The 18,964-nt window shown below is 65.7% G+C and carries 21 protein-coding genes and 1 pseudogene; 12 read left to right on the forward strand and 10 right to left on the reverse strand.

All coding sequences use genetic code 11. From position 1 onward, the window contains the following. Positions 1 to 134: 134 nt before the first annotated feature. From modC to WCE05_RS10915, 6 genes are all read right to left on the reverse strand, one after another. Positions 135 to 1,226 carry a molybdenum ABC transporter ATP-binding protein gene (modC, locus tag WCE05_RS10890; RefSeq protein ID WP_368815909.1) on the reverse strand — a complete coding sequence of 364 codons (1,092 nt, stop codon included), beginning with the start codon at positions 1,224 to 1,226 and terminating at the stop codon, positions 135 to 137. A 1-nt stretch (position 1,227) separates the two neighbouring features. Beyond that, complete coding sequence (gene modB, locus WCE05_RS10895; RefSeq protein ID WP_225790745.1) at positions 1,228 to 1,908, reverse strand: molybdate ABC transporter permease subunit; 681 nt, start codon at positions 1,906 to 1,908, stop codon at positions 1,228 to 1,230. Next, positions 1,908 to 2,666 carry a molybdate ABC transporter substrate-binding protein gene (gene modA, locus WCE05_RS10900; protein ID WP_225790744.1) on the reverse strand — a complete coding sequence of 253 codons (759 nt, stop codon included), beginning with the start codon at positions 2,664 to 2,666 and terminating at the stop codon, positions 1,908 to 1,910. The genes modB and modA overlap by 1 nt, the downstream gene beginning before the upstream one ends. A 193-nt stretch (positions 2,667 to 2,859) precedes the next feature. Further along, positions 2,860 to 3,933, reverse strand: coding sequence for a nitronate monooxygenase family protein (locus WCE05_RS10905; protein ID WP_253091425.1), 1,074 nt, complete (start codon positions 3,931 to 3,933; stop codon positions 2,860 to 2,862). 29 nt (positions 3,934 to 3,962) lie between these two features. Next, positions 3,963 to 4,133, reverse strand: coding sequence for a hypothetical protein (locus WCE05_RS10910; protein WP_225790742.1), 171 nt, complete (start codon positions 4,131 to 4,133; stop codon positions 3,963 to 3,965). Positions 4,134 to 4,141: 8 nt separating this feature from the next. Beyond that, positions 4,142 to 4,444: a DUF1883 domain-containing protein gene (locus tag WCE05_RS10915; protein WP_225790741.1), complete on the reverse strand. Its 303-nt coding sequence runs from the start codon at positions 4,442 to 4,444 to the stop codon at positions 4,142 to 4,144. A gap of 174 nt (positions 4,445 to 4,618) precedes the next feature. On the opposite strand from WCE05_RS10915, the gene WCE05_RS10920 reads away from it, so the two are divergent. From WCE05_RS10920 to WCE05_RS10960, 9 genes are all read left to right on the forward strand, one after another. Further along, positions 4,619 to 4,978 carry a hypothetical protein gene (locus WCE05_RS10920; RefSeq protein ID WP_225790740.1) on the forward strand — a complete coding sequence of 120 codons (360 nt, stop codon included), beginning with the start codon at positions 4,619 to 4,621 and terminating at the stop codon, positions 4,976 to 4,978. 145 nt (positions 4,979 to 5,123) lie between these two features. Further along, the gene (locus WCE05_RS10925; protein WP_225790739.1) at positions 5,124 to 5,774 is read left to right on the forward strand and encodes a cytochrome c; all 651 of its coding nucleotides are present in this window, start codon (positions 5,124 to 5,126) and stop codon (positions 5,772 to 5,774) included. Then, complete coding sequence (locus WCE05_RS10930) at positions 5,771 to 6,685, forward strand: c-type cytochrome (protein WP_225790738.1); 915 nt, start codon at positions 5,771 to 5,773, stop codon at positions 6,683 to 6,685. The genes WCE05_RS10925 and WCE05_RS10930 overlap by 4 nt, the downstream gene beginning before the upstream one ends. Positions 6,686 to 6,826: 141 nt before the next feature. Further along, positions 6,827 to 8,188, forward strand: coding sequence for a UDP-glucose/GDP-mannose dehydrogenase family protein (locus WCE05_RS10935; RefSeq protein WP_253103281.1), 1,362 nt, complete (start codon positions 6,827 to 6,829; stop codon positions 8,186 to 8,188). A 49-nt stretch (positions 8,189 to 8,237) separates the two neighbouring features. Next, positions 8,238 to 9,077, forward strand: a complete 840-nt coding sequence (gene galU, locus WCE05_RS10940) for a UTP--glucose-1-phosphate uridylyltransferase GalU (protein WP_253081190.1) — start codon at positions 8,238 to 8,240, stop codon at positions 9,075 to 9,077. Between the two features lie 119 nt (positions 9,078 to 9,196). Beyond that, positions 9,197 to 10,552 (forward strand): glutathione-disulfide reductase, encoded by a 1,356-nt coding sequence (gene gorA / locus WCE05_RS10945; RefSeq protein ID WP_368815910.1) that lies wholly within the window; start codon positions 9,197 to 9,199, stop codon positions 10,550 to 10,552. Between the two features lie 500 nt (positions 10,553 to 11,052). Then, on the forward strand, positions 11,053 to 11,616 hold the full coding sequence (gene ahpC / locus WCE05_RS10950; protein WP_225790636.1) for an alkyl hydroperoxide reductase subunit C: 564 nt from the start codon (positions 11,053 to 11,055) through the stop codon (positions 11,614 to 11,616). A gap of 125 nt (positions 11,617 to 11,741) precedes the next feature. Next, positions 11,742 to 13,304 (forward strand): alkyl hydroperoxide reductase subunit F, encoded by a 1,563-nt coding sequence (gene ahpF / locus WCE05_RS10955; protein WP_225790637.1) that lies wholly within the window; start codon positions 11,742 to 11,744, stop codon positions 13,302 to 13,304. Between the two features lie 115 nt (positions 13,305 to 13,419). Next, the gene (locus WCE05_RS10960; protein ID WP_225790638.1) at positions 13,420 to 13,611 is read left to right on the forward strand and encodes a hypothetical protein; all 192 of its coding nucleotides are present in this window, start codon (positions 13,420 to 13,422) and stop codon (positions 13,609 to 13,611) included. 1 nt (position 13,612) lies between these two features. Here WCE05_RS10960 and WCE05_RS10965 read toward each other — a convergent pair whose 3' ends face one another. The 3 genes from WCE05_RS10965 to nhaR all read right to left on the reverse strand — a co-directional run bounded on the left by WCE05_RS10965 (position 13,613) and on the right by nhaR (position 16,640). After that, entirely contained in the window at positions 13,613 to 14,260 is a 648-nt protein-coding gene (locus WCE05_RS10965) for a YceH family protein (RefSeq protein WP_253081192.1), read from the reverse strand. Positions 14,261 to 14,418: 158 nt separating this feature from the next. Beyond that, the gene (gene sstT, locus WCE05_RS10970) at positions 14,419 to 15,630 is read right to left on the reverse strand and encodes a serine/threonine transporter SstT (RefSeq protein ID WP_225790640.1); all 1,212 of its coding nucleotides are present in this window, start codon (positions 15,628 to 15,630) and stop codon (positions 14,419 to 14,421) included. A 116-nt stretch (positions 15,631 to 15,746) separates the two neighbouring features. Beyond that, positions 15,747 to 16,640, reverse strand: coding sequence for a transcriptional activator NhaR (gene nhaR / locus WCE05_RS10975; RefSeq protein ID WP_225790641.1), 894 nt, complete (start codon positions 16,638 to 16,640; stop codon positions 15,747 to 15,749). A 135-nt stretch (positions 16,641 to 16,775) separates the two neighbouring features. Between nhaR and WCE05_RS10980 the strand changes: the two genes are divergently transcribed. Both WCE05_RS10980 and WCE05_RS10985 read left to right on the forward strand, forming a co-directional pair. Beyond that, on the forward strand, positions 16,776 to 17,015 hold the full coding sequence (locus WCE05_RS10980) for a hypothetical protein (protein WP_225790642.1): 240 nt from the start codon (positions 16,776 to 16,778) through the stop codon (positions 17,013 to 17,015). A 25-nt stretch (positions 17,016 to 17,040) separates the two neighbouring features. Further along, positions 17,041 to 17,793 carry a TerC family protein gene (locus WCE05_RS10985; protein ID WP_225790643.1) on the forward strand — a complete coding sequence of 251 codons (753 nt, stop codon included), beginning with the start codon at positions 17,041 to 17,043 and terminating at the stop codon, positions 17,791 to 17,793. 54 nt (positions 17,794 to 17,847) lie between these two features. On the opposite strand, the gene WCE05_RS10990 is transcribed toward WCE05_RS10985, so the two are convergent. Further along, a complete protein-coding gene (locus WCE05_RS10990) occupies positions 17,848 to 18,027 on the reverse strand; it encodes a hypothetical protein (RefSeq protein ID WP_225790644.1) in 180 nt (59 codons plus the stop codon). Positions 18,028 to 18,182: 155 nt separating this feature from the next. On the opposite strand from WCE05_RS10990, the pseudogene WCE05_RS10995 reads away from it, so the two are divergent. Further along, positions 18,183 to 18,925: pseudogene (locus tag WCE05_RS10995) on the forward strand (peptidase C39 family protein). Positions 18,926 to 18,964 lie beyond the last annotated feature (39 nt).

Raw genomic sequence — 18,964 nt, forward strand, 5'->3', positions numbered from 1 at the left:
CTGCCCATGAGCATCTTCAGGCCGGGATGGGGATCGTCGACAGCGTGCTGGTTCGCGAGCAGTGGGCCGTCGGGCATCGGCGGTGTCCATCGGCCAGTGGCTGAAACAATGGATAACGCGCGTTCGGTCGATGCTCAGCCCAACAGCGCCACCGACTTGATCTGCGCCCACAGTGCCTGGCCCGGGTGCAGGCCGAGCTGGTCCGCCGAGTAGCGGGTGATACGTGCAAGCAGGGCATTGCCGGCGGCGTCCAGGCTCACCATGACATGGGCCGGGTTGTCTGCCGGGCGGCATTCACGGACCCGTACCGGCAGCCGGTTGAGGATGCTCGAGGCGCCGTCGGCGGTAAGTGCCAGGCTGACGTCGCGGGCCTGCACCTTGAGCCTGAGGGTACTGCCCACCACCTGGGCAGGATGGGCGATGCGCAGCACAGGACCGTCGTTGCCCGGCAGGCGCAGGTCGAACAGTTCGTAGTGCGGGTCATGGCCGACGACCACGCCTTCGAGCACCACGCCGGCATCCTCGCCTTGGGCCAGGGGCAGGTCGAGGCGGGCCAGGGTCTGGCCGATCGGCCCGCTGGCCGTGGCCTGGCCCTGTTCCAGCAGTACCAGGTGGTCGGCCAGGCGGGCGACCTCGTCCTGGGCATGGCTGACGTACACCAGGGGGATGTCCAGTTCGTCGTGCAGGCGCTCCAGGTAAGGCAGGATCTCGCGTTTGCGGGGAGCATCGAGGGCGGCCAGGGGTTCGTCCATCAGCAGCAGCCGAGGGCTGCTGAGCAGCGCCCGGGCAATGCCGACCCGCTGCGCCTCGCCCCCGGAGAGGGTGGCCGGCCTGCGCTCGAGCAAGTGGCCGATCCCCAGCAGCTCGCAGGCCTGCTCCAGGCTGACCTTGCGTTCATGGGGCGCGATCCGCCGCCAGCCGAAGGTCAGGTTGCCACGCACCGACAGGTGCGGGAACAGGCTGGCCTCTTGGAACACATAGCCCACCGGGCGTTTGTGCGGTGCCAGGAAATAGCCGCAGGCGCTGTCTTCCCAGACCTCGCCGTTGACTTCGATGTAGGCGCTGGCGGCACGCTCCAGCCCGGCCAGGCAGCGCAGGCAGGAGGTCTTGCCCGAGCCCGAATGGCCGAACAGCGCACTGATCCCGCGGCCAGGCAGGTGCAGGTCGACATCCAGGGTGAAATCGCCGCGCGCCAGCTTCAGGCGCGCCAGTATCGATGAAGGCATGTCAGCTCCAGCCAGCCTTGCCGCGGCGGCCAGCATAGAGCATGAGCAACACCAGGAAGGAGAACACCAGCATGGCGCCGGCCAGCCAGTGTGCTTGCGGATAGGCCATGGCCTCGACGTGATCGAAGATCTGCACCGAGACCACGCGGGTCTTGTCGGGGATGTTGCCACCGATCATCAGCACCACGCCGAACTCCCCCACGGTGTGGGCGAAGCCCAGGATACTGGCGGTGACGAAGCCCGGTCGGGCCAGCGGCAGCACCACGTGAACGAAGGTGTCCCAGGGGCTGGCGCGCAGGGTGGCGGCCACCTCCAGTGGACGCTGGCCGATGGCGCCGAAGGCGTTCTGCAGGGGTTGCACCACGAACGGCATGGAGTAGACCACCGAGCCGATCACCAGCCCCGTGAAACTGAACACCACGCTGCCCAGGCCCATGGCCTGGGTGGCCTGGCCGATCCAGCCATGGGGGCCGAGGGCGATCAGCAGGTAGAAGCCGATCACCGTCGGCGGCAGCACCAGCGGCAGGGCTACCACCGCACCGATCGGCCCGCGCAGCCAGGAGCGCGTGCGGGCCAGCCACCAGGCGATGGGCGTGCCCACTATCAGCAGGATCAGGGTGGTCAGGCTGGCCAGCTTGATGGTCAGCCAGATCGCGCCCAGGTCACTGGCGTCCAGTGGCATCAGATTTCATAGCCGTAGGACTTGATCAGCGCGGCCGCTTTCGGGCCCTTGAGGTAGTCGACCAGAGCCTTGGCGGCCGGGTTGTCCTTGCCCTTGTCGAGGATCACGGCATCCTGGCGGATCGGCTCGTGCAGCTCGGCGGGGACGATCCAGGCCGAACCGCTCTGGACCTTGCCATCCTTGTAGATCTGCGACAGGGCGACGAAGCCCAGCTCGGCATTGCCGGTGGAGACGAACTGGAAGGCCTGGGTGATGTTCTGACCTTCGACCAGCTTGGCCTTGGTGGCTTCGGTCAGTTGCAGCTTGTCCAGCACCTGGGTGGCCGCCAGGCCGTAGGGTGCGGTCTTGGGGTTGGCGATGGACAGGTGGCGGTATTCGTTTTTCTTCAGGACCTCGCCCTTGTCGTCGACATAGCCGGGCTTGGCCGACCACAGGGCCAGGGTGCCGATGGCATAGGTGAAGCGCGAGCCTGGGACGATCTGTTTTTCCTGTTCCAGCTTGGCGGGTGTGGTGTCGTCGGCGGCGAGGAATACCTCGAACGGTGCGCCGTTCTTGATCTGTGCGTAGAACTGGCCAGTGGCGCCGTAGGCGGCGACCAGCTTGTGGCCGGTGTCTTTCTCGAAGTCCTTGGCGATGGCCTGGATGGGCGCGGTGAAGTTCGCCGCGACCGCCACCTGGACTTCATCGGCCCAGGCGCTGTTGAGGGAGACCAGGCTGGCCAGGGCACTGGCGGCCAGGTGGAACAGGCGGATACGCATGGGGACAGCTCCTTGGGATGGTTTTCGTTATGTGGCGGAATATATAGCGATAAGCCATCCATCGGGAAGGGGCGGGCAGGGGATTTGTGGGTAGTACGGGCCCCATTCGCGAGCAAGCCCACAGGGGGCGGTGCCCACGAATCATGTGCCCGGCAGAGGGCTTTGGGGCGCGAGCGGCCTCACATGGCAGTGCTCAGCGCCCCATCTGTTCCAGCGCCTTGTCAGCCATCTCCCGGGTCAACTCGCCAGCCGACCGCTGTCGCCCCAGGCGCAGCGCCTGGCCCGCCCACAGGTTGCTGAAGTCGCTGTTGCCCTGCGGGTCGCGAATCGCCCGCAATGGCATCAGCGCCCCTCCAGCCAGGGGGAAGTGCGGTGCCAGTGGGCTCATCGGCCCCAGCTCACGCATGATGCGGTTGTTGATGCCCCGGGCAGGACGGCCGGTGAACAGGTTGGTCAGCGCCGTGTCGCTGGCCGGCGCGCTGTCCAGGGCGCGGCGGTGCGCCGGCGACACCTTGGCCTGCGGGCAGAACAGGTACGCGGTGCCGACCTGCACCGCCGAGGCGCCGAGCGCCAGGGCGGCGACCAGGCCACGGTGGTCGCCGATACCGCCGGCGGCGATCACCGGCAGGCGCACCGCGTCCACCACCTGGGGCACCAGGGCGAAGGTGCCGATCTGGCTGGTGATGTCGTCGCTGAGGAACATGCCGCGGTGGCCGCCGGCTTCATAACCCATGGCGATGATCGCATCGCAGCCGTTGGCCTCCAGCCATACCGCTTCCTCTACCGTGGTGGCGCTGGACAGCACCTTGGCGCCGCTGGCCTTGACCCGTTGCAGCAGGTCGGCGCGGGGCAGGCCGAAATGGAAACTCACCACCTCCGGGCGCAGTTGCTCCACCAGCTGGCAGCTCTGCTCATCGAAGGGCGCGCGGTTGGATACCGGGGTCGGGGCGTCGAAGTCGGCGCCCACCTCCTCGTAGTACGGCTTGAGCGCCTGCTTCCAGCGTGCCTCGCGCTCGGCATCGGGCGCTGGCGGCTGGTGGCAGAAGAAATTCAGGTTGAGCGGGCCCTGGCAACTGGCGCGGAAGGCCTCGATCTCGCCACGCACCTGCTCGGCAGAGAGCATGGCACAGGGCAGGGCGCCCAGCCCGCCGGCATTGCCCACGGCGATGGCCATGGCCGAGCCGGTGGCGCCGGCCATGGGGGCCTGCAGGATGGGCAGTTGGATGCCCAGCAAATCGAGGATACGGCGGTCTGGCCAGGTGCTCATGCGCTACTCCTGTCAAAGGGGGTTGCCGGTCAAAGGGCCTTGCTGACCTGGATGTCGCTGATCTTCTCGGCGTCCTCGCCGTGGATCTTGCGCAGCGCTTCCAGGGCCTGCTCGTGGGAGGCGTCGGGCATCACGGCGAAGTCCCAGCGGCGCTCGCCGTCGAGCTTGTACTTGATGACGTATTTGATGGTCTGGGTCATGGCGGGCCTTATCCGAGTTTCGACGACGAGCGACGGATGATCTTGATCTTGTGGGTGAAGGTCGGCTTGCGCGTCACCGAGATCGGCCGTGGGCTCACGGTATCGATGGTGATGTTCCAGAAACCGGTGCTGGGCACGGTGATCTTGGCCGGGAAGCGCACGAAGTGGCCACCGTGGTAGGTGTGCCGGCCGCCGTTCTTGAAACTGCGGAAATTGGCGTCGTTCATCAGGCGGATGTTGCAGCGCTGGGAACACTCGATGACGACCACGTCGTCCTCGTTGAGGTGTTCGCGCTGGTGTACGAATTTCATGTGATGCTCCGCAAGGGTCGGTTTTGCAAAGACGAAAGATACCACGATGTCGGGGTGCGCTTGCGCCTGCCATGGCCGGCACGGGGATAAATCCGCCAAAGCCGGGAGCAAATCGGCCCGGCCGTTGTCCAACGGTTCCTGTGTGATGTCTGTGTGATGCAAGGGGTAGATCGAATGAAGTGGGTGGTGGCGGCGGTGTCGTTGGCGTTGGGTGGTTGTGTCAGCGTTTCGGAGCTGGAGCAGTCGAGGGAAACGCTCGACGTGATTTCCGGAAAGACACCGCGTGAGTATGCCGATTGCGTCAAGTCCAGGCTGGCCGACAGCCGTGATCCGTTGGTGGAGGAGCCGCGTGGCGACGGCCTGCGCCTGATCGTGCCGCAGAAGCTGGCCGCTGGTGCCGGCCCTGCGGCACTGGTGGATATCGACAAACGCGGCAGCGGCAGCAGCATCAAGCTGCACGAGCGGCTGAACAACTTCCCCCTGCGCCTGGGTGACGTGCGTACTGCGGCTACCCAGTGCATCTCCGGTTCTTGATCCAGCTCAGCAAATGAGCGATTAGCAGGCGGACTGCCATTCTCCTTGTCCGGTGGGCGTTGTTCCCCACCGGCGATAGGCCTACTATTTTCAGGCTTATATCGTTTAAGCCTAAGCTTATAACAAGGAAATGGAGCGTCCCGTGATGAACCCGTTGAGTCGTGTCGTGATCGGCAGCCTGCTGATCCTGGCCTGGCCTTCGGCGCATGCCGTCGATGGCCAGAAAGTCTTCACCCAGGGCGGGCAGAACCCCGCCGCCATGGCCTGCCTGGGCTGCCATGGCCCGGATGGCAAGGGCATCGCCGCCGCCGGCTTCCCGCGCCTGGCCGGCCTGCCGGCTGGATACCTGAGCAAGCAACTGGATGATTTCCGCGCGGGCAGCCGCAAGCAGGCGGTCATGGAGCCGCTTGCCAAGGCATTGAGCGATGAGGAAATCAAGGCTGTCAGCGCCTACCTGGCCAGTATGCCGGCCGACCCCGCACCTGACCTGCGCCGCCAGCAGATGGCCACGGACCCTGTGTCCAGGCTGGCGCTGTACGGCGACTGGAGCCGGCAGATACCCGGCTGTGTGCAGTGCCACGGCCCAGGCGGCAGCGGTGTTGGCGAACACTTCCCGCCGCTGGCCGGGCAGCCGGCCGCCTACCTGGTGGCGCAACTCGACGCCTGGCGCGACGGCAGCCGTCGCAACGACCCCAATCAGTTGATGGTCGGCGTGGCCAAGGCCATGACCGACGAGGAGGTCAAGGCGATCGCCGCGTTCTTCGCCCAGCCCGCCAGCCAGGAGGTCAAGCCATGAAACCGATGCTTCCAGCCCTGTTGCTGATTGCCCTGGGCAGCGCCCAGGCGGCGCCCATCGCGATGGAGGACCAGTCCCAGCTCAAGGTGCCCGGCAGCCAGGCGGCCCCGGTGTTCACCCCGCCGGCGGAGAGCGACCTGCCCGACAACGCCTTCGGCCAGATGGTCCGCGAGGGCCATGCGCTGTTCGTCGATACCCGTCGGCTGATGCCCGAGGCGGTGGGCAACGGCATGAACTGCAGCAACTGCCACCTCGACCAGGGGCGCCTGGCCCATTCCGCGCCGCTGTGGGGCGCCTACCCGATGTACCCGGCCTATCGCAAGAAGAACGACAAGGTCAACACCTACGCCGAGCGTATCCAGGGCTGCTTCCAGTTCAGCATGAACGGCACGCCGCCGGCCGCCGACAGCCCGCAGATGACCGCCCTCAGCGTGTACTCCTACTGGCTGGCGACCAAGGCAGCCACCGGCGTGGAGAGCCCGGGCCGTGGTTACCCCGAAGTGCCACAGCCCAAGGGGGGCTATGACTTCACCCGGGGCCAGCAGGTCTACCGTGAGCAGTGTGCGATCTGTCACGGCGACCAGGGCGAGGGGCAGAAGGTGGCCGGTGAATACGTGATGCCGCCGTTGTGGGGCAAGGACTCCTACAACTGGGGCGCCGGCATGCACCGGATCAACACCGCGGCGTCCTTCATCAAGCACAACATGCCCCTGGGGCGGCCTGGCAGCCTGAGCGACCAGCAGGCCTGGGACGTGGCGGCCTGGATCAATCGCCATGAGCGGCCCCAGGATCCGCGTCTGGTGGAAGGCTCGATCGAGAAGACGCGGCTGAAGTTCCATGCCAACGACGGGGTCAACCTGTACGGGCAGAAGGTCGATGGCGTGCTGGTCGGGCAGGGGACTGGCGGCTGATCGTGGCAACGGGGCTGCTTTGCAGCCCTGGATGTCTGGGTGGTGTTCCCTACCGTTGTCACATCCCCGCCCCCAGGTTGTCACAGCCCTGCAATGGCGCCTGGGGTGCAATGGCTGCAATCTTCGCAAGGGAGCGTGGCCATGGAACTCTGTGTGATCGGGGCGGGGTATGTGGGGCTGGTCACGGCGGCGTGCTTCGCCGAAATGGGCAACCGCGTGGTCTGCCTGGAGCGCGATCCGGCGCGCCTGGCACAGTTGCGCCAGGGCCAGTGCCCGATCTACGAGCCCGGCCTGCACGCCTTGCTGCAGGCCGGGCTGCGCGCTGGCCTGCTGAGTTTCACCGAGCAGTGGGAGTTGGCCTTGGCCAAGGTCGACGTGGTGTTCATCGCTGTCGGCACACCGAGCCAGGAAGATGGTTCGGCGGATCTGCAGCATGTGCTGGCGGTGGCCGACAGCCTCGCTCGCCACCTCACCCGGCCGTGCCTGGTGGTGAACAAGTCGACCGTCCCCGTGGGCACCGCCGAGCGGGTGGGCCAGCGCATCGCCAGCGGCCTGCGCGAGCGCGGCGCACGCTTTGCCGTGGAGGTCGCGAGCAACCCGGAGTTCCTCAAGGAAGGCAGCGCCGTCGACGACTTCATGCGCCCGGACCGCATCATCATCGGCAGCGACAGCGAGCAGGCCAGCCAGTGCCTGCAGCGGCTCTACGCACCCTTCGTGCGTAACCGCGAGCGGGTGCTGGTGATGTCGCCGCGGGCCGCGGAATTCAGCAAGTACGCCGCCAATGCCTTCCTCGCCGCCAGGATCTCCCTGGTCAACGAACTGGCCGGGCTCTGCGCGCGCCTGGACGTGGACATCGAGCAGGTACGCCGGGGTATCGGCAGCGACCGGCGCATCGGCAGCCACTTCATCTATGCCGGCTGCGGCTACGGTGGTTCGTGCTTCCCCAAGGACGTGCGGGCATTGATCCACTGCGCCGAGCAGGCCGGCTACCCGCCTGACATCCTGCGTGCCGTGCAGGCGCGCAACGATGTGCAGAAGACCATGCTGTTCCAGGCCCTGCGGCAGCACTTCGGTGGTTTTTTGCGCGGGCGCAACGTGGCGATCTGGGGGCTGGCCTTCAAGCCGGGGACCGACGACCTGCGCGAGGCGCCCGGCCTGGTGCTGCTGGATGCCCTGCTGGCAGCAGGCGTACAGGTCCAGGCCTGCGACCCGGCGGCGCTGCCAGGGGTCGCCGCGCGCTACCCGCAGGCCCTGGCCTCGGGCCAACTGCACCTGACGCACGACCCCTATGCCTGTGTCGAAGGCGCCGACGCCCTGGTACTGGTGACCGAGTGGAAGCAGTTCCGTCAGCCGGACTTCCCGCGTGTGCGTGGCCTGATGCGCATGCCGGTGCTGTTCGATGGGCGCAATATTTACGATCCCTCGGAACTATCTACACTGGGTTACCTCTATCATGGCATCGGTCGGCCACGGGCGGGGCATTGTAAGGTGACTGCCGCCTGATTAGACTGCGCCGAACTCCACAGGCCCAGCCTTTGTTTTAAGGACGTATATGATCAAGAAATGCTTGTTCCCGGCAGCCGGTTACGGCACCCGCTTCCTGCCCGCTACCAAAGCCATGCCCAAGGAAATGCTGCCGGTGGTGAACAAGCCGCTGATCCAGTATGGCGTCGAAGAGGCGCTGGATGCCGGCCTGAACGAGATTTCCATCGTCACCGGCCGCGGCAAGCGCGCCCTGGAAGACCACTTCGACATCAGCTACGAGCTGGAGACCCAGATCAAGGGCACCGACAAGGAAAAATACCTGGTCGGCATCCGTCGCCTGATCGAGGAGTGCTCGTTCTCCTATACCCGCCAGACCGAAATGAAGGGCCTGGGCCATGCCATCCTCACCGGCCGCCCGCTGATCGGCGACGAGCCCTTCGCCGTGGTCCTGGCCGATGACCTGTGCGTCAACCCGGAAGGCGACGGCGTGCTGACCCAGATGGTCAAGCTGTACAATCAGTTCCGTTGCTCGATCGTCGCCATCCAGGAGGTCGATCCGCAGGAGACCAACAAGTACGGCGTGATTTCCGGCGAGATGATCCGCGATGACATCTACCGGGTGAACACCATGGTCGAGAAACCCAAGCCGGAAGATGCCCCGTCCAACCTGGCGATCATCGGCCGCTACATCCTGACCCCGGACATCTTCGACATCATCAAGAACACCGATCCGGGCAAGGGTGGCGAGATCCAGATCACCGACGCCCTGATGCAGCAGGCGCAGAACGGTTGCGTGATCGCCTACAAGTTCAAGGGCAAGCGTTTCGACTGCGGGGGCGCCGAAGGCTACATCGAGGCGACCAACTTCTGCTTCGAGAACTACTACAAGGCCGGCAAGGCTTATTGAGCCTCGAGCCATGAGCGGCGAGCGGGCGACGGTGTGACCGCCGTTTCTTGCAGCGTGAAGCTTGCAGCTCGCCACAAAAAGAGCCACCCTCGGGTGGCTTTTTTTGTGGAGTCTGGATTGTGGCCTACGATTTTGATCTGTTCGTGATTGGCGCCGGTTCCGGCGGTGTGCGTGCGGCGCGCTTCGCTGCGGGCTTCGGCGCGAAGGTGGCGGTGGCCGAGAGCCGCTACTTGGGAGGGACCTGTGTCAACGTCGGTTGCGTGCCGAAGAAGCTGCTGGTCTACGGCGCCCATGTGGCCGACGAGCTCGAGCAGGCCGCAGGCTTCGGCTGGACCCTGGAAGAGGGGCATTTCGACTGGGGCACGCTGATCGCCAACAAGAACCGCGAGATCGAGCGGCTCAATGGCATCTACCGCAACCTGCTGGTCAACAGCGGCGTGACCCTGCTGCGAGGCCATGCGCGCCTGACCGGCGCCCATGAGGTCGAAGTCGAGGGCCAGCGCTATAACGCCGAGCACATCCTCATCGCCACCGGCGGCTGGCCGCAGGTGCCGGACATCCCGGGCAAGGAACTGGCGATCACCTCCAACGAGGCCTTCTACCTCAAGGCGCTGCCACGGCGCATCCTGGTGGTCGGTGGCGGCTACATCGCGGTGGAGTTCGCCGGTATCTTCCAGGGGCTGGGTGCCAGTACCACCTTGCTGTATCGCGGCGACCTGTTCCTGCGGGGCTTCGACGGCTCGGTGCGGAGCCACCTGAAGGAAGAGCTGGAAAAGCGCGGCCTGGACCTGCAGTTCAACAGTGACATCCAGCGCATCGACCAGCAGGACGATGGCAGCCTCAAAGCCACTCTCAAGGACGGTCGCGAACTGGTCGCCGACTGCGTGTTCTATGCCACCGGCCGCCGCCCGATGCTCGACGACCTGGGCCTGGAGAACACCGGCGTTGAGCTCGACACACGCGGCTTCATCCGCGTCGATGAGCAGTACCAGACCACCGAGCCATCGATTCTCGCCATCGGCGATGTGATCGGCCGTGTCCAGCTCACCCCGGTGGCCCTGGCCGAAGGCATGGCCGTGGCGCGCCGGTTGTTCAAGCCCGAGCAGTACCGCCCGGTGGATTACCAGAACATCCCCACCGCGGTGTTCAGCCAGCCGCCGATCGGCACCGTGGGCCTGACCGAGGAGCAGGCGCTGGAGGCCGGGCACAAGGTGCAGATCTTCGAGAGCCGCTTCAGGCCGATGAAGCTGACCCTGACCGACATCCAGGAGAAGACCCTGATGAAGCTGGTGGTCGATGCCGAGACCGACAAGGTCCTGGGATGCCACATGGTCGGGCCGGACGCCGGCGAGATCATCCAGGGCCTGGGCATCGCCCTCAAGGCCGGTGCGACCAAGCAGCAGTTCGACGAGACCATCGGCGTGCACCCGACGGCGGCCGAGGAGTTCGTGACCCTGCGTACGCCTGCCCGCTGACCTGCAATGCCTATTCGCGGGCTTGCCCCGATGCCCTGGCAGTTGGGGCCGCTTTGCGCCCCGTCGCGGGCAAGCCCGCTCCCACAGGGGCCGCTTTGCGCCCCGTCGCGGGCAAGCCCGCTCCCACAGGGGCCGCTTTGCGCCCCGTCGCGGGCAAGCCCGCTCCCACAGGGGCCGCGTAAAGCCCCTATCAGTTCTCTGCGTGACAGCGCAGCCCAAAGACTGGGTAATCTCCCACAGGTACGAGTCGTACCCTAGATGACGCGGTTTGCAGGGACTCTGTGGGAGCCGGCTTGCCGGCGATGGGCTGCAAAGCAGCCCCAGCTGTTTGACTGACAGCCCCGCGCAATCCTTTGCTCAGCTCGAACCCTTCTATTAATAAACCCCGGTTATAGCCAAAACCAATCAGCAGCATGAGGTTTGCCAATGAGCCTTTCCCGGTCCCATTGGTTAGGATTCTCTCCGTCAACGATTTTCAACCCCATGAAGGAGCGTCTCTCATGCCTATCATCAACAGCCAGGTCAAACCGTTCAACGCCACTGCCTACCACAACGGCGAGTTCGTCGAGGTGAGCGAAGCCGACCTCAAGGGCAAGTGGTCCGTCGTGTTCTTCTACCCAGCCGACTTCACCTTCGTCTGCCCGACCGAGCTGGGCGACCTGGCCGACAACTACGAAGAGTTCCAGAAACTCGGCGTGGAAATCTACGGTGTGTCCACCGACACCCACTTCACCCACAAGGCCTGGCACGACACTTCGGAAACCATCGGCAAGATCAAGTACCCGCTGATCGGTGACCCGACCCACGCCATCGCCCGCAACTTCGACGTACTGATCGAGGAAGCCGGCCTGGCCGACCGCGGTACCTTCGTGATCAACCCCGAAGGCCAGATCAAGATCGTCGAGATCAACGACGGTGGTGTAGGCCGTGACGCCAGCGAGCTGCTGCGCAAGGTCAAGGCTGCCCAGTACGTCGCCGCCCACCCGGGTGAAGTCTGCCCGGCCAAGTGGAAAGAAGGCGAGGCCACCCTGGCCCCTTCGCTGGACCTGGTCGGCAAGATCTAAGACCGTGCGCCAGCCGCGGGCGGTGAGCAGCCGCCACACCTGAAGCTGTCACCGCCCCGTCGAACGCCCGGGCGCACCTGCCTGGGCGTTTTTGTTTGAAGAGATTGAAAAAGGAAATCGCCCGTATGTTGGACGCCACGCTTAAATCGCAACTCAAGGCCTACCTGGAGCGGGTCACCCAGCCGATCGAGATCGTCGCTTCCCTCGACGACGGCGCGAAGTCCCGCGAACTGCACGACCTGCTGGTGGAAATCGCCGGCCTGTCGAACCACATTACCCTGCGCGAGGACGGCACCGACGCCCGTCGTCCATCGTTCTCGCTCAACCGCCCCGGGGCCGATATCAGCCTGCGTTTCGCCGGCATCCCCATGGGCCATGAATTCACTTCCCTGGTGCTGGCCCTGCTGCAGGTCGGCGGCCACCCGTCCAAGGCCAGCGCAGAGGTGATCGAACAGATCCAGGCGCTCGAAGGTGAGTTCCTGTTCGAGACTTATTTCTCGCTGTCCTGCCAGAACTGCCCAGACGTGGTCCAGGCCCTGAACCTGATGGCGGTGCTCAACCCCAACGTGCGCCATGTCGCCATCGACGGCGCGCTGTTCCAGGACGAGGTCGAGGCACGCAAGGTCATGGCCGTGCCCAGCATCTACCTCAACGGCCAGGTCTTCGGCCAGGGCCGCATGGGCCTGGAGGAGATCCTTGGCAAGATCGACACCAATGCCGGTGCCCGTCAGGCCGAGAAGATCAACGCCAAGGACGCCTTCGACGTGCTGGTGGTCGGCGGTGGCCCCGCTGGCGCCTCCGCCGCCATCTACGCGGCGCGCAAGGGCATCCGCACCGGCGTTGCGGCCGAGCGCTTCGGCGGCCAGGTGCTCGACACCCTGGCCATCGAGAACTTCATCTCGGTGCAGGAGACCGAAGGGCCCAAGCTGGCTACCGCGCTGGAAGAGCACGTCAAGCAATACGACGTCGACATCATGAACCTGCAGCGCGGCGAAGCGCTCATCCCGGCCACCGATGGTGGCCTGCACGAAGTGCGCCTGGCCGGTGGTGCCTCGCTCAAGGCCAAGACCGTGATCCTGGCTACCGGTGCCCGTTGGCGCGAGATGAACGTGCCGGGCGAGCAGGAGTACCGCGCCCGTGGCGTGGCCTACTGCCCGCACTGCGACGGCCCGCTGTTCAAGGGCAAGCGCGTGGCGGTGATCGGCGGTGGCAACTCGGGCGTGGAAGCGGCCATCGACCTGGCCGGCATCGTCGCCCAGGTGACCCTGATCGAGTTCGACAGCCAGCTGCGCGCCGACGCGGTGCTGCAGCGCAAGCTGCACAGCCTGCCGAACGTCAAGGTGATCACCAGCGCACTGACCACCGAGGTGCTGGGGGATGGCGAGAAGGTCAACGGCCTGCGCTACAAGGACCGCACCAGCGACGAGCTGCATGAGCTGGCGCTGGAAGGCATCTTCGTGCAGATCGGCCTGCTGCCGAACACCGACTGGCTCAAGGGCACCGTCGAGCTGTCGCCGCGTGGCGAGATCATCGTCGATGCCAAGGGCCAGACCAACATCCCCGGCGTGTTCGCTGCCGGTGACGTGACCACGGTGCCCTACAAGCAGATCGTCATCGCCGTGGGCGAGGGCGCCAAGGCCTCCCTGGCAGCCTTCGATCACCTGATCCGGACCTCGGCACCGGCGTAAGCTTGTAGCGAACCCTTCGCGGCGGTCCGGCGCGAAGGGTTCGTCACGCATGGCTCAAGTCAATCAGGTTCACCGGGTGTCTATGCTTAATCAGACACTTTCGGGAATCTCATCCATGACCCTGATCAGCCGCGAACCCTGGTGGTTCGAGCCACCCAAGCCCGGGCAGAAGGAGCAGGACCTGCACTGGGGCTACCTGGAAATCTACGCCGACGGGCGCACCGTATTCGTCGACCAGCGCCCCAGCGACCGGGAGCTGGCCGAACGCAAGAGTTGCCGCAACTTCCCCGACCCCGAACAGCCCTGACTCAGCCTTCGAGCTGGGCCAGGCGTGCCTCCAGTGCGGCGATCCGCGCCTCCAGCGCCTCGATGCGCTCCTCCGACACGTTGCTGGCGCCACTGCGCTCGCCGCCACCCTGCTGGCGCGCGGCGAGGATCGCCTCGATCTCCGCCGGGTCGCCCAGGGCATGGGTGTAGCGGTCCTCGCGCTGGCCGGGCTGGCGTGGCAAGTGCAAGGCCAAGCCGCGCGACACCAGGCGTTCGAGCTGATGCTGGACCTGGTCGATGTCTTCGAAGTCGTGCAGGCGGTTGCTGCGGGTCAGCAGTTCGTTGAGGGTCTGTGGCCCGCGCAGGAACATCAGCCCCATCAACACCAACTGCGCCGGTACCAGTTCCAGGCCCTTGTCCACCCGCTGCTCCCAACGGTCGGCGCGGCTGCCCATCTGCAGGCGGGTCATGCCTTGCCCTTCCAGGGCGCGCAGCGCCTGGCCGACCTGGCCGGGGGAGAGGTTCATCACCGGTTCCCGGCTGGTCTTCTGGTTACAGGCCAGGACCAGGGCGTTGAGGGTCAGCGGGTAGGTTTCCGGGCTGGTGGCCTGCTTTTCGATCAGCGAACCGAGCACGCGGATCTCGATGCTGTTGAAGCGGCCTTCGCCTGCGGTTTCGTGTTCTGACATGGCCCTGTCTCATTGCGAGGAAAAGGCCACTAGCCTAGGTAAAGCGCTGGGCTTAATCAATCGGGGGCGCCGATCTCAAGAGCGGCGCGGGCTTTGGGGGAGCGGGCTTGTCGGGGTGCCGAACCGCCGCGAAGGGGCCGCAATGCGGCCCCGCTGACTCAAGCGCTACGCCGCTCCTGCGCCTGGCACGCCGCCGCGGTGAACAGCACGTCGGTGGAGGAGTTGAGCGCGGTTTCCGCCGAGTCCTGCAGTACGCCGATGATGAAACCGACCGCCACCACCTGCATGGCGATCTCGCTGGGGATGCCGAACAGGCTGCAGGCCAGCGGGATCAGCAGCAGCGAGCCACCGGCCACGCCCGAGGCGCCGCAGGCGCAGATCGCCGCCACCACGCTGAGCAGCACGGCGGTAGGCAGGTCCACGGGTATACCCAGGGTGTGCACGGCAGCCAGGGTCAGCACGGTGATGGTGATGGCGGCGCCGGCCATGTTGATGGTCGCACCCAGTGGGATCGACACCGAATAGGTGTCCTCATGCAGGCCGAGTTTTTCCGACAGCGCCAGGTTGACCGGGATGTTGGCTGCCGAGCTGCGGGTGAAGAACGCCGTGATGCCGCTTTCGCGCAGGCACAGCAGCACCAGCGGATAGGGGTTGCGACGGATCTTCCAGAAGACGATCAGCGGGTTGACCACCAGGGCCACGAACAGCATGCAGCCGATCAGCACGGCCAGCAGGTGCAGGTAGCCGAGCAGGGCATCCAGGCCGGACTGGGCCAGGGTCGAGCTGACCAGGCCGAAGATGCCGAGCGGGGCGAAGCGGATCACCACGCGCACGATCAGGGTGACGCCGTTGGACAGGTCCTCGACCACGGTACGGGTGGTCTGCCCGGCGTGGCGGATGGCCACGCCCAGGCCGATGGCCCAGGCCAGGATACCGATGAAGTTGGCATTGAGCAGGGCATTGACCGGGTTGTCGACGGCGCTCAATAGCAGGCCCTGGAGGACTTCGCCGATGCCGCCGGGGGCGCTGAGCGAGGCTTCGCCGGTGCTCAGCACCAGGTTCGAGGGGAACAGCATGCTGGCGACTACGGCCACCACCGCCGCGGCGAACGTGCCCAGCAGGTAGAGCCAGAGGATCGGGCGGATGTGGGTTTCCTGGCCGTGGCGGTGGTTGGCGATCGACGCCATGACCAGGATGAACACCAGCACCGGCGCCACGGCCTTGAGGGCGCTGACGAAGACCTTGCCGAGGAACGCAAGGTCACGGGCTGCGGCCGGGGCGAGCAGGGCCAGGACGATACCGGCCACCAGGCCGATGCAGATCTGCGTTACCAGGCCGGTGCGGTTGATGAGGCGGAGGACGGGGGTCATGTGCAGCAGAATCTCGTTCTTGTAAAAACCGGCCACTCTACCACAGGCCTTGGCTGACCGGTGCTGCATGGCCGTGGGGGGGCGTTGCGCAAGGCGCCCTCATGACCCCGCCGAAGTCACCAATGAAACAATTCCCGCCGCGCCCCCTCGGTAATCGCCACGATCCCCGGGTGCTTCACCTTCCGCTCCACGGAAATGGCATAGAACGACTCGTGCACCGCCTCGGTCTGCCCGATCAGTTGCACGCCATACTGCCGGCACACTTCCTCGGCGATCACGCTGGGCGCGACGAAAATGCCACTGCCGGACTGGCCGAAGGCCTGCATCAGGGCGCTGTCGTCGAATTCGCCGACGATCCGCGGCTGCACCTGCTGCTCGGCCAGCCAGCGCAGCAGGCGGCTGCGCACCACGGTTTCCTGGCCGGGAACCAGCAGCGGTGCATCGTCCAGGCAAGCGGGAAACGGCCGGTCATGGCGGTGGGCCAGGGCAGGGGTGGCGAAGAAGCTAAGGCCGCATTCGCCGAGCTTCTGGCTGTAGCCCTTGATGTCCAGGTGGCTGGGCATCGGGCTGTCGGAAATCACCAGGTCCAGGCGCTGGATGGCCAGGTCGGCGAGCAGGCGTTCGAGCTTGTCTTCGCGGCAGTTGATGCGCAGCACGCTGTCCAGCTCCATGGTCGGCGCCAGCAGGCGATAGACGATGGACTTGGGGACCACGTCGGCCACGCCCACGCGGAACAGGATCTGCTCCTGGGGCCCGGCCCGCAGCATGGCTTCGAGCTCGCCGCCGATCTGGAACATCTGCTCGGCGTAGGCCAGGGCCTGGCGGCCGGTCTCGGTCAGCTCGAGCTGGCGGCCGACGCGCTGGAACAGCTCCAGGCCGTAGGTCTGCTCGAACAGGCTGATCTGGCCGCTGATGGTCTGCGGGGTCAGGTTCAACTGTTCGCTGGCGCGGGCGATGCTGCCGGTCCGGGCCACCACCCAGAAGTAATGAAGCTGGCGGTAATTGAGCATCCTGGATGTCCAATGTTCGTAAAAGCCGAAGTATAACCGCCAAAAATACGAATTTTCCTGATGTATTGCGCTCTCTAGAATACGACCCCATCAGGCGCCAGGGGCGCCAGCGTAATATCGACGAGCGAGGACTTCATGCTGCAACTCAAATCCATCGGCACCCCCTTGGTGCTGGTTCTGGCACTGTTCACCATGGCGGGCTGCGACCAGGCCGAGAAATCCGCCCAGCAGATGCTCGACCAGGCCGCCGAGTCGGCCAAGCAGGCCATCGACAAGACCAACGACGCTGCCCAGCAGGCCCTGAGCGAAGCGCTCGGCTCCCAGGGCGAAAAGCCCCAGGCCGATGAAGGCCAGCGCAAGACCCAGGACATCTGACCCAGACCCGACTTAGGATCGACCAATGGAATATTTGCTGGAACTCGCCGCAAGCCCTACCGCCTGGGTTGCCCTGGCCACCCTGGTGGCCATGGAAATCGTGCTGGGTATCGACAACCTGATCTTCATCTCCATCCTCACCAACAAGCTGCCCGAGGCCTACCGTTCCAAGGCGCGGCGCATCGGCATCAGCATGGCCCTGATCATGCGCCTGGCGCTGCTTTCCACCGTGGCCTGGATCGTCCAGCTGACCGAGCCTGTGATCGATGTCTTCGGCCAGAGCTTCTCCTGGAAGGACATGATCCTGATCGCCGGTGGCCTGTTCCTGTTGTGGAAGGCGACCAAGGAAATCCACGAGAACGTCGACCCGCGCGGCGCCAAGGAAGAAGCCAAGGCCGGTTCCACCGTGACCCTGGGCTTCGCCGCCGCCATCGGCCAGATCCTGCTGCTCGACATCGTCTTCTCGGTCGACAGCATCATCACTGCCGTGGGCATGACCGAGCACCTGCCGATCATGATCATCGCCGTGATCTGCGCTGTGGTGGTGATGCTGGTGGCCGCCGACCCGCTGGCCAAGTTCATCAACGACAACCCGACCGTGGTGATGCTGGCCCTGGGCTTCCTGATCATGATCGGCATGACCCTGATCGCCGAAGGCTTCGGTGCCCATGTGCCGAAAGGCTATGTGTATGCCGCGATGGCCTTCTCCACGGCGATCGAAGTGCTCAACATCCTGGCGCGCCGGGCGCGGGTGAAGCGCGAAGCCGCGCAAGGCTGAGGGCTGGGGCCTTGTATAGCGAAAGGGCTGCGTTGCAGCCCTGGGACTATCCGATCAATGCGCACCCGCATGCCGCCGGGCACGACGCACCGGCTGTGGCTTGGGCTGGGCTTGGGGGGGCAGGTGGTGATGGTGGGCGTGACGGCGCACGATGCGCAACACACCCCACAGCATGGCGGCTGCGACACTGAGCCACATACCTACCAGCATGAGGATTGCCATTGTCAGGCTCATGTGTGCCTCCTTCTCTCAGGCGGGCTGCGCTCGCCTTCCAGACACTGCTTTAGTCTAGCGCGTTGCCCGTGACGTTCCATTGACCGAAGGTCTATTCCCTTGGGCCGATTCGTTCCAAGCCGGTGCCGGGCTATACCCAAGCGCGTGCCCGGCCTATGATCGGTACCCATGGCCGGGCGCTGCCTGCCTGGCGTCGAACAAGCGAGTGTCCATGTTGCAAGATTCCTTCACCTCACGGGCCACGGGCCCGCGCCGCCTGCTGGCCGCGTGCCTGGTGATCGCCAGCCTGGCCGGATGCGCCGGCACGCCACCTCCCGCGCCCAAGGGCCTGCCGCAGCGGGTCGAGATCAGCAGCGTGCCGTTCTACCGCGGCAATGCCAATCACAGCGGTGCCATGGCCCTGGCGGCGGTCCTCTCGCAGCAGGGGGTGGGCATCACCCCGGGCCTGCTGGACAAGCCCTTGAACCTGCCACAAGGTGTCGACGCGCTGGAAACCGGCATTGCGAGGGTGGCACGGGAGTACGGCATGGTCGTCTACCCGCTGGACAAGCGCCTGGACGCCCTGCTGGCCCAGGTGGCCGCAGGCAATCCCGTGCTGCTGCGTTACCAGGAGGGGGCGGCCTGGTGGAGCGAGCCGCGCTATGCGGTGTTGATCGGCTATGACAGCTACAAGCAGCGCGTGTTGCTGCGCTCAGGGATGCATCGTCGGCAACTGATGGCATTCGACGACTTCCAGGCGGCATGGGCGAAGGAGGGGCGTTGGGCGGTGCTGGTGCAGCCGCCACGGCAACTGCCGGCCCAGGTGGACCGACAGCGCTGGCTGCAGGCTGCCGACGAATTGGCCCGGGCGGGCCAGGAGATCGCGGCGAAGCAGGCGGTGCGCAGCCTGGGGCAGTGACTTTGCCTGTACCGGCCTATTCGCGCCGAACCGCCGCGA

It is taken from the genome of Pseudomonas sp. I2 (genome assembly GCF_040984075.1).
GTDB classification, from domain to species: Bacteria; Pseudomonadota; Gammaproteobacteria; order Pseudomonadales; family Pseudomonadaceae; genus Aquipseudomonas; species Aquipseudomonas guariconensis_B.

Coding starts and splice junctions, on each gene's coding strand:
- modC (WP_368815909.1), bottom strand. CDS start 1,226: ATGCCTTCATCGATACTGGCGCGCCTGAAGCTGGCGCGCGGCGATTTC.
- modB (WP_225790745.1), bottom strand. CDS start 1,908: ATGCCACTGGACGCCAGTGACCTGGGCGCGATCTGGCTGACCATCAAG.
- modA (WP_225790744.1), bottom strand. CDS start 2,666: ATGCGTATCCGCCTGTTCCACCTGGCCGCCAGTGCCCTGGCCAGCCTG.
- WCE05_RS10905 (WP_253091425.1), bottom strand. CDS start 3,933: ATGAGCACCTGGCCAGACCGCCGTATCCTCGATTTGCTGGGCATCCAA.
- WCE05_RS10910 (WP_225790742.1), bottom strand. CDS start 4,133: ATGACCCAGACCATCAAATACGTCATCAAGTACAAGCTCGACGGCGAG.
- WCE05_RS10915 (WP_225790741.1), bottom strand. CDS start 4,444: ATGAAATTCGTACACCAGCGCGAACACCTCAACGAGGACGACGTGGTC.
- WCE05_RS10920 (WP_225790740.1), top strand. CDS start 4,619: ATGAAGTGGGTGGTGGCGGCGGTGTCGTTGGCGTTGGGTGGTTGTGTC.
- WCE05_RS10925 (WP_225790739.1), top strand. CDS start 5,124: ATGAACCCGTTGAGTCGTGTCGTGATCGGCAGCCTGCTGATCCTGGCC.
- WCE05_RS10930 (WP_225790738.1), top strand. CDS start 5,771: ATGAAACCGATGCTTCCAGCCCTGTTGCTGATTGCCCTGGGCAGCGCC.
- WCE05_RS10935 (WP_253103281.1), top strand. CDS start 6,827: ATGGAACTCTGTGTGATCGGGGCGGGGTATGTGGGGCTGGTCACGGCG.
- galU (WP_253081190.1), top strand. CDS start 8,238: ATGATCAAGAAATGCTTGTTCCCGGCAGCCGGTTACGGCACCCGCTTC.
- ahpC (WP_225790636.1), top strand. CDS start 11,053: ATGCCTATCATCAACAGCCAGGTCAAACCGTTCAACGCCACTGCCTAC.
- ahpF (WP_225790637.1), top strand. CDS start 11,742: ATGTTGGACGCCACGCTTAAATCGCAACTCAAGGCCTACCTGGAGCGG.
- WCE05_RS10960 (WP_225790638.1), top strand. CDS start 13,420: ATGACCCTGATCAGCCGCGAACCCTGGTGGTTCGAGCCACCCAAGCCC.
- WCE05_RS10965 (WP_253081192.1), bottom strand. CDS start 14,260: ATGTCAGAACACGAAACCGCAGGCGAAGGCCGCTTCAACAGCATCGAG.
- sstT (WP_225790640.1), bottom strand. CDS start 15,630: ATGACCCCCGTCCTCCGCCTCATCAACCGCACCGGCCTGGTAACGCAG.
- nhaR (WP_225790641.1), bottom strand. CDS start 16,640: ATGCTCAATTACCGCCAGCTTCATTACTTCTGGGTGGTGGCCCGGACC.
- WCE05_RS10980 (WP_225790642.1), top strand. CDS start 16,776: ATGCTGCAACTCAAATCCATCGGCACCCCCTTGGTGCTGGTTCTGGCA.
- WCE05_RS10985 (WP_225790643.1), top strand. CDS start 17,041: ATGGAATATTTGCTGGAACTCGCCGCAAGCCCTACCGCCTGGGTTGCC.
- WCE05_RS10990 (WP_225790644.1), bottom strand. CDS start 18,027: ATGAGCCTGACAATGGCAATCCTCATGCTGGTAGGTATGTGGCTCAGT.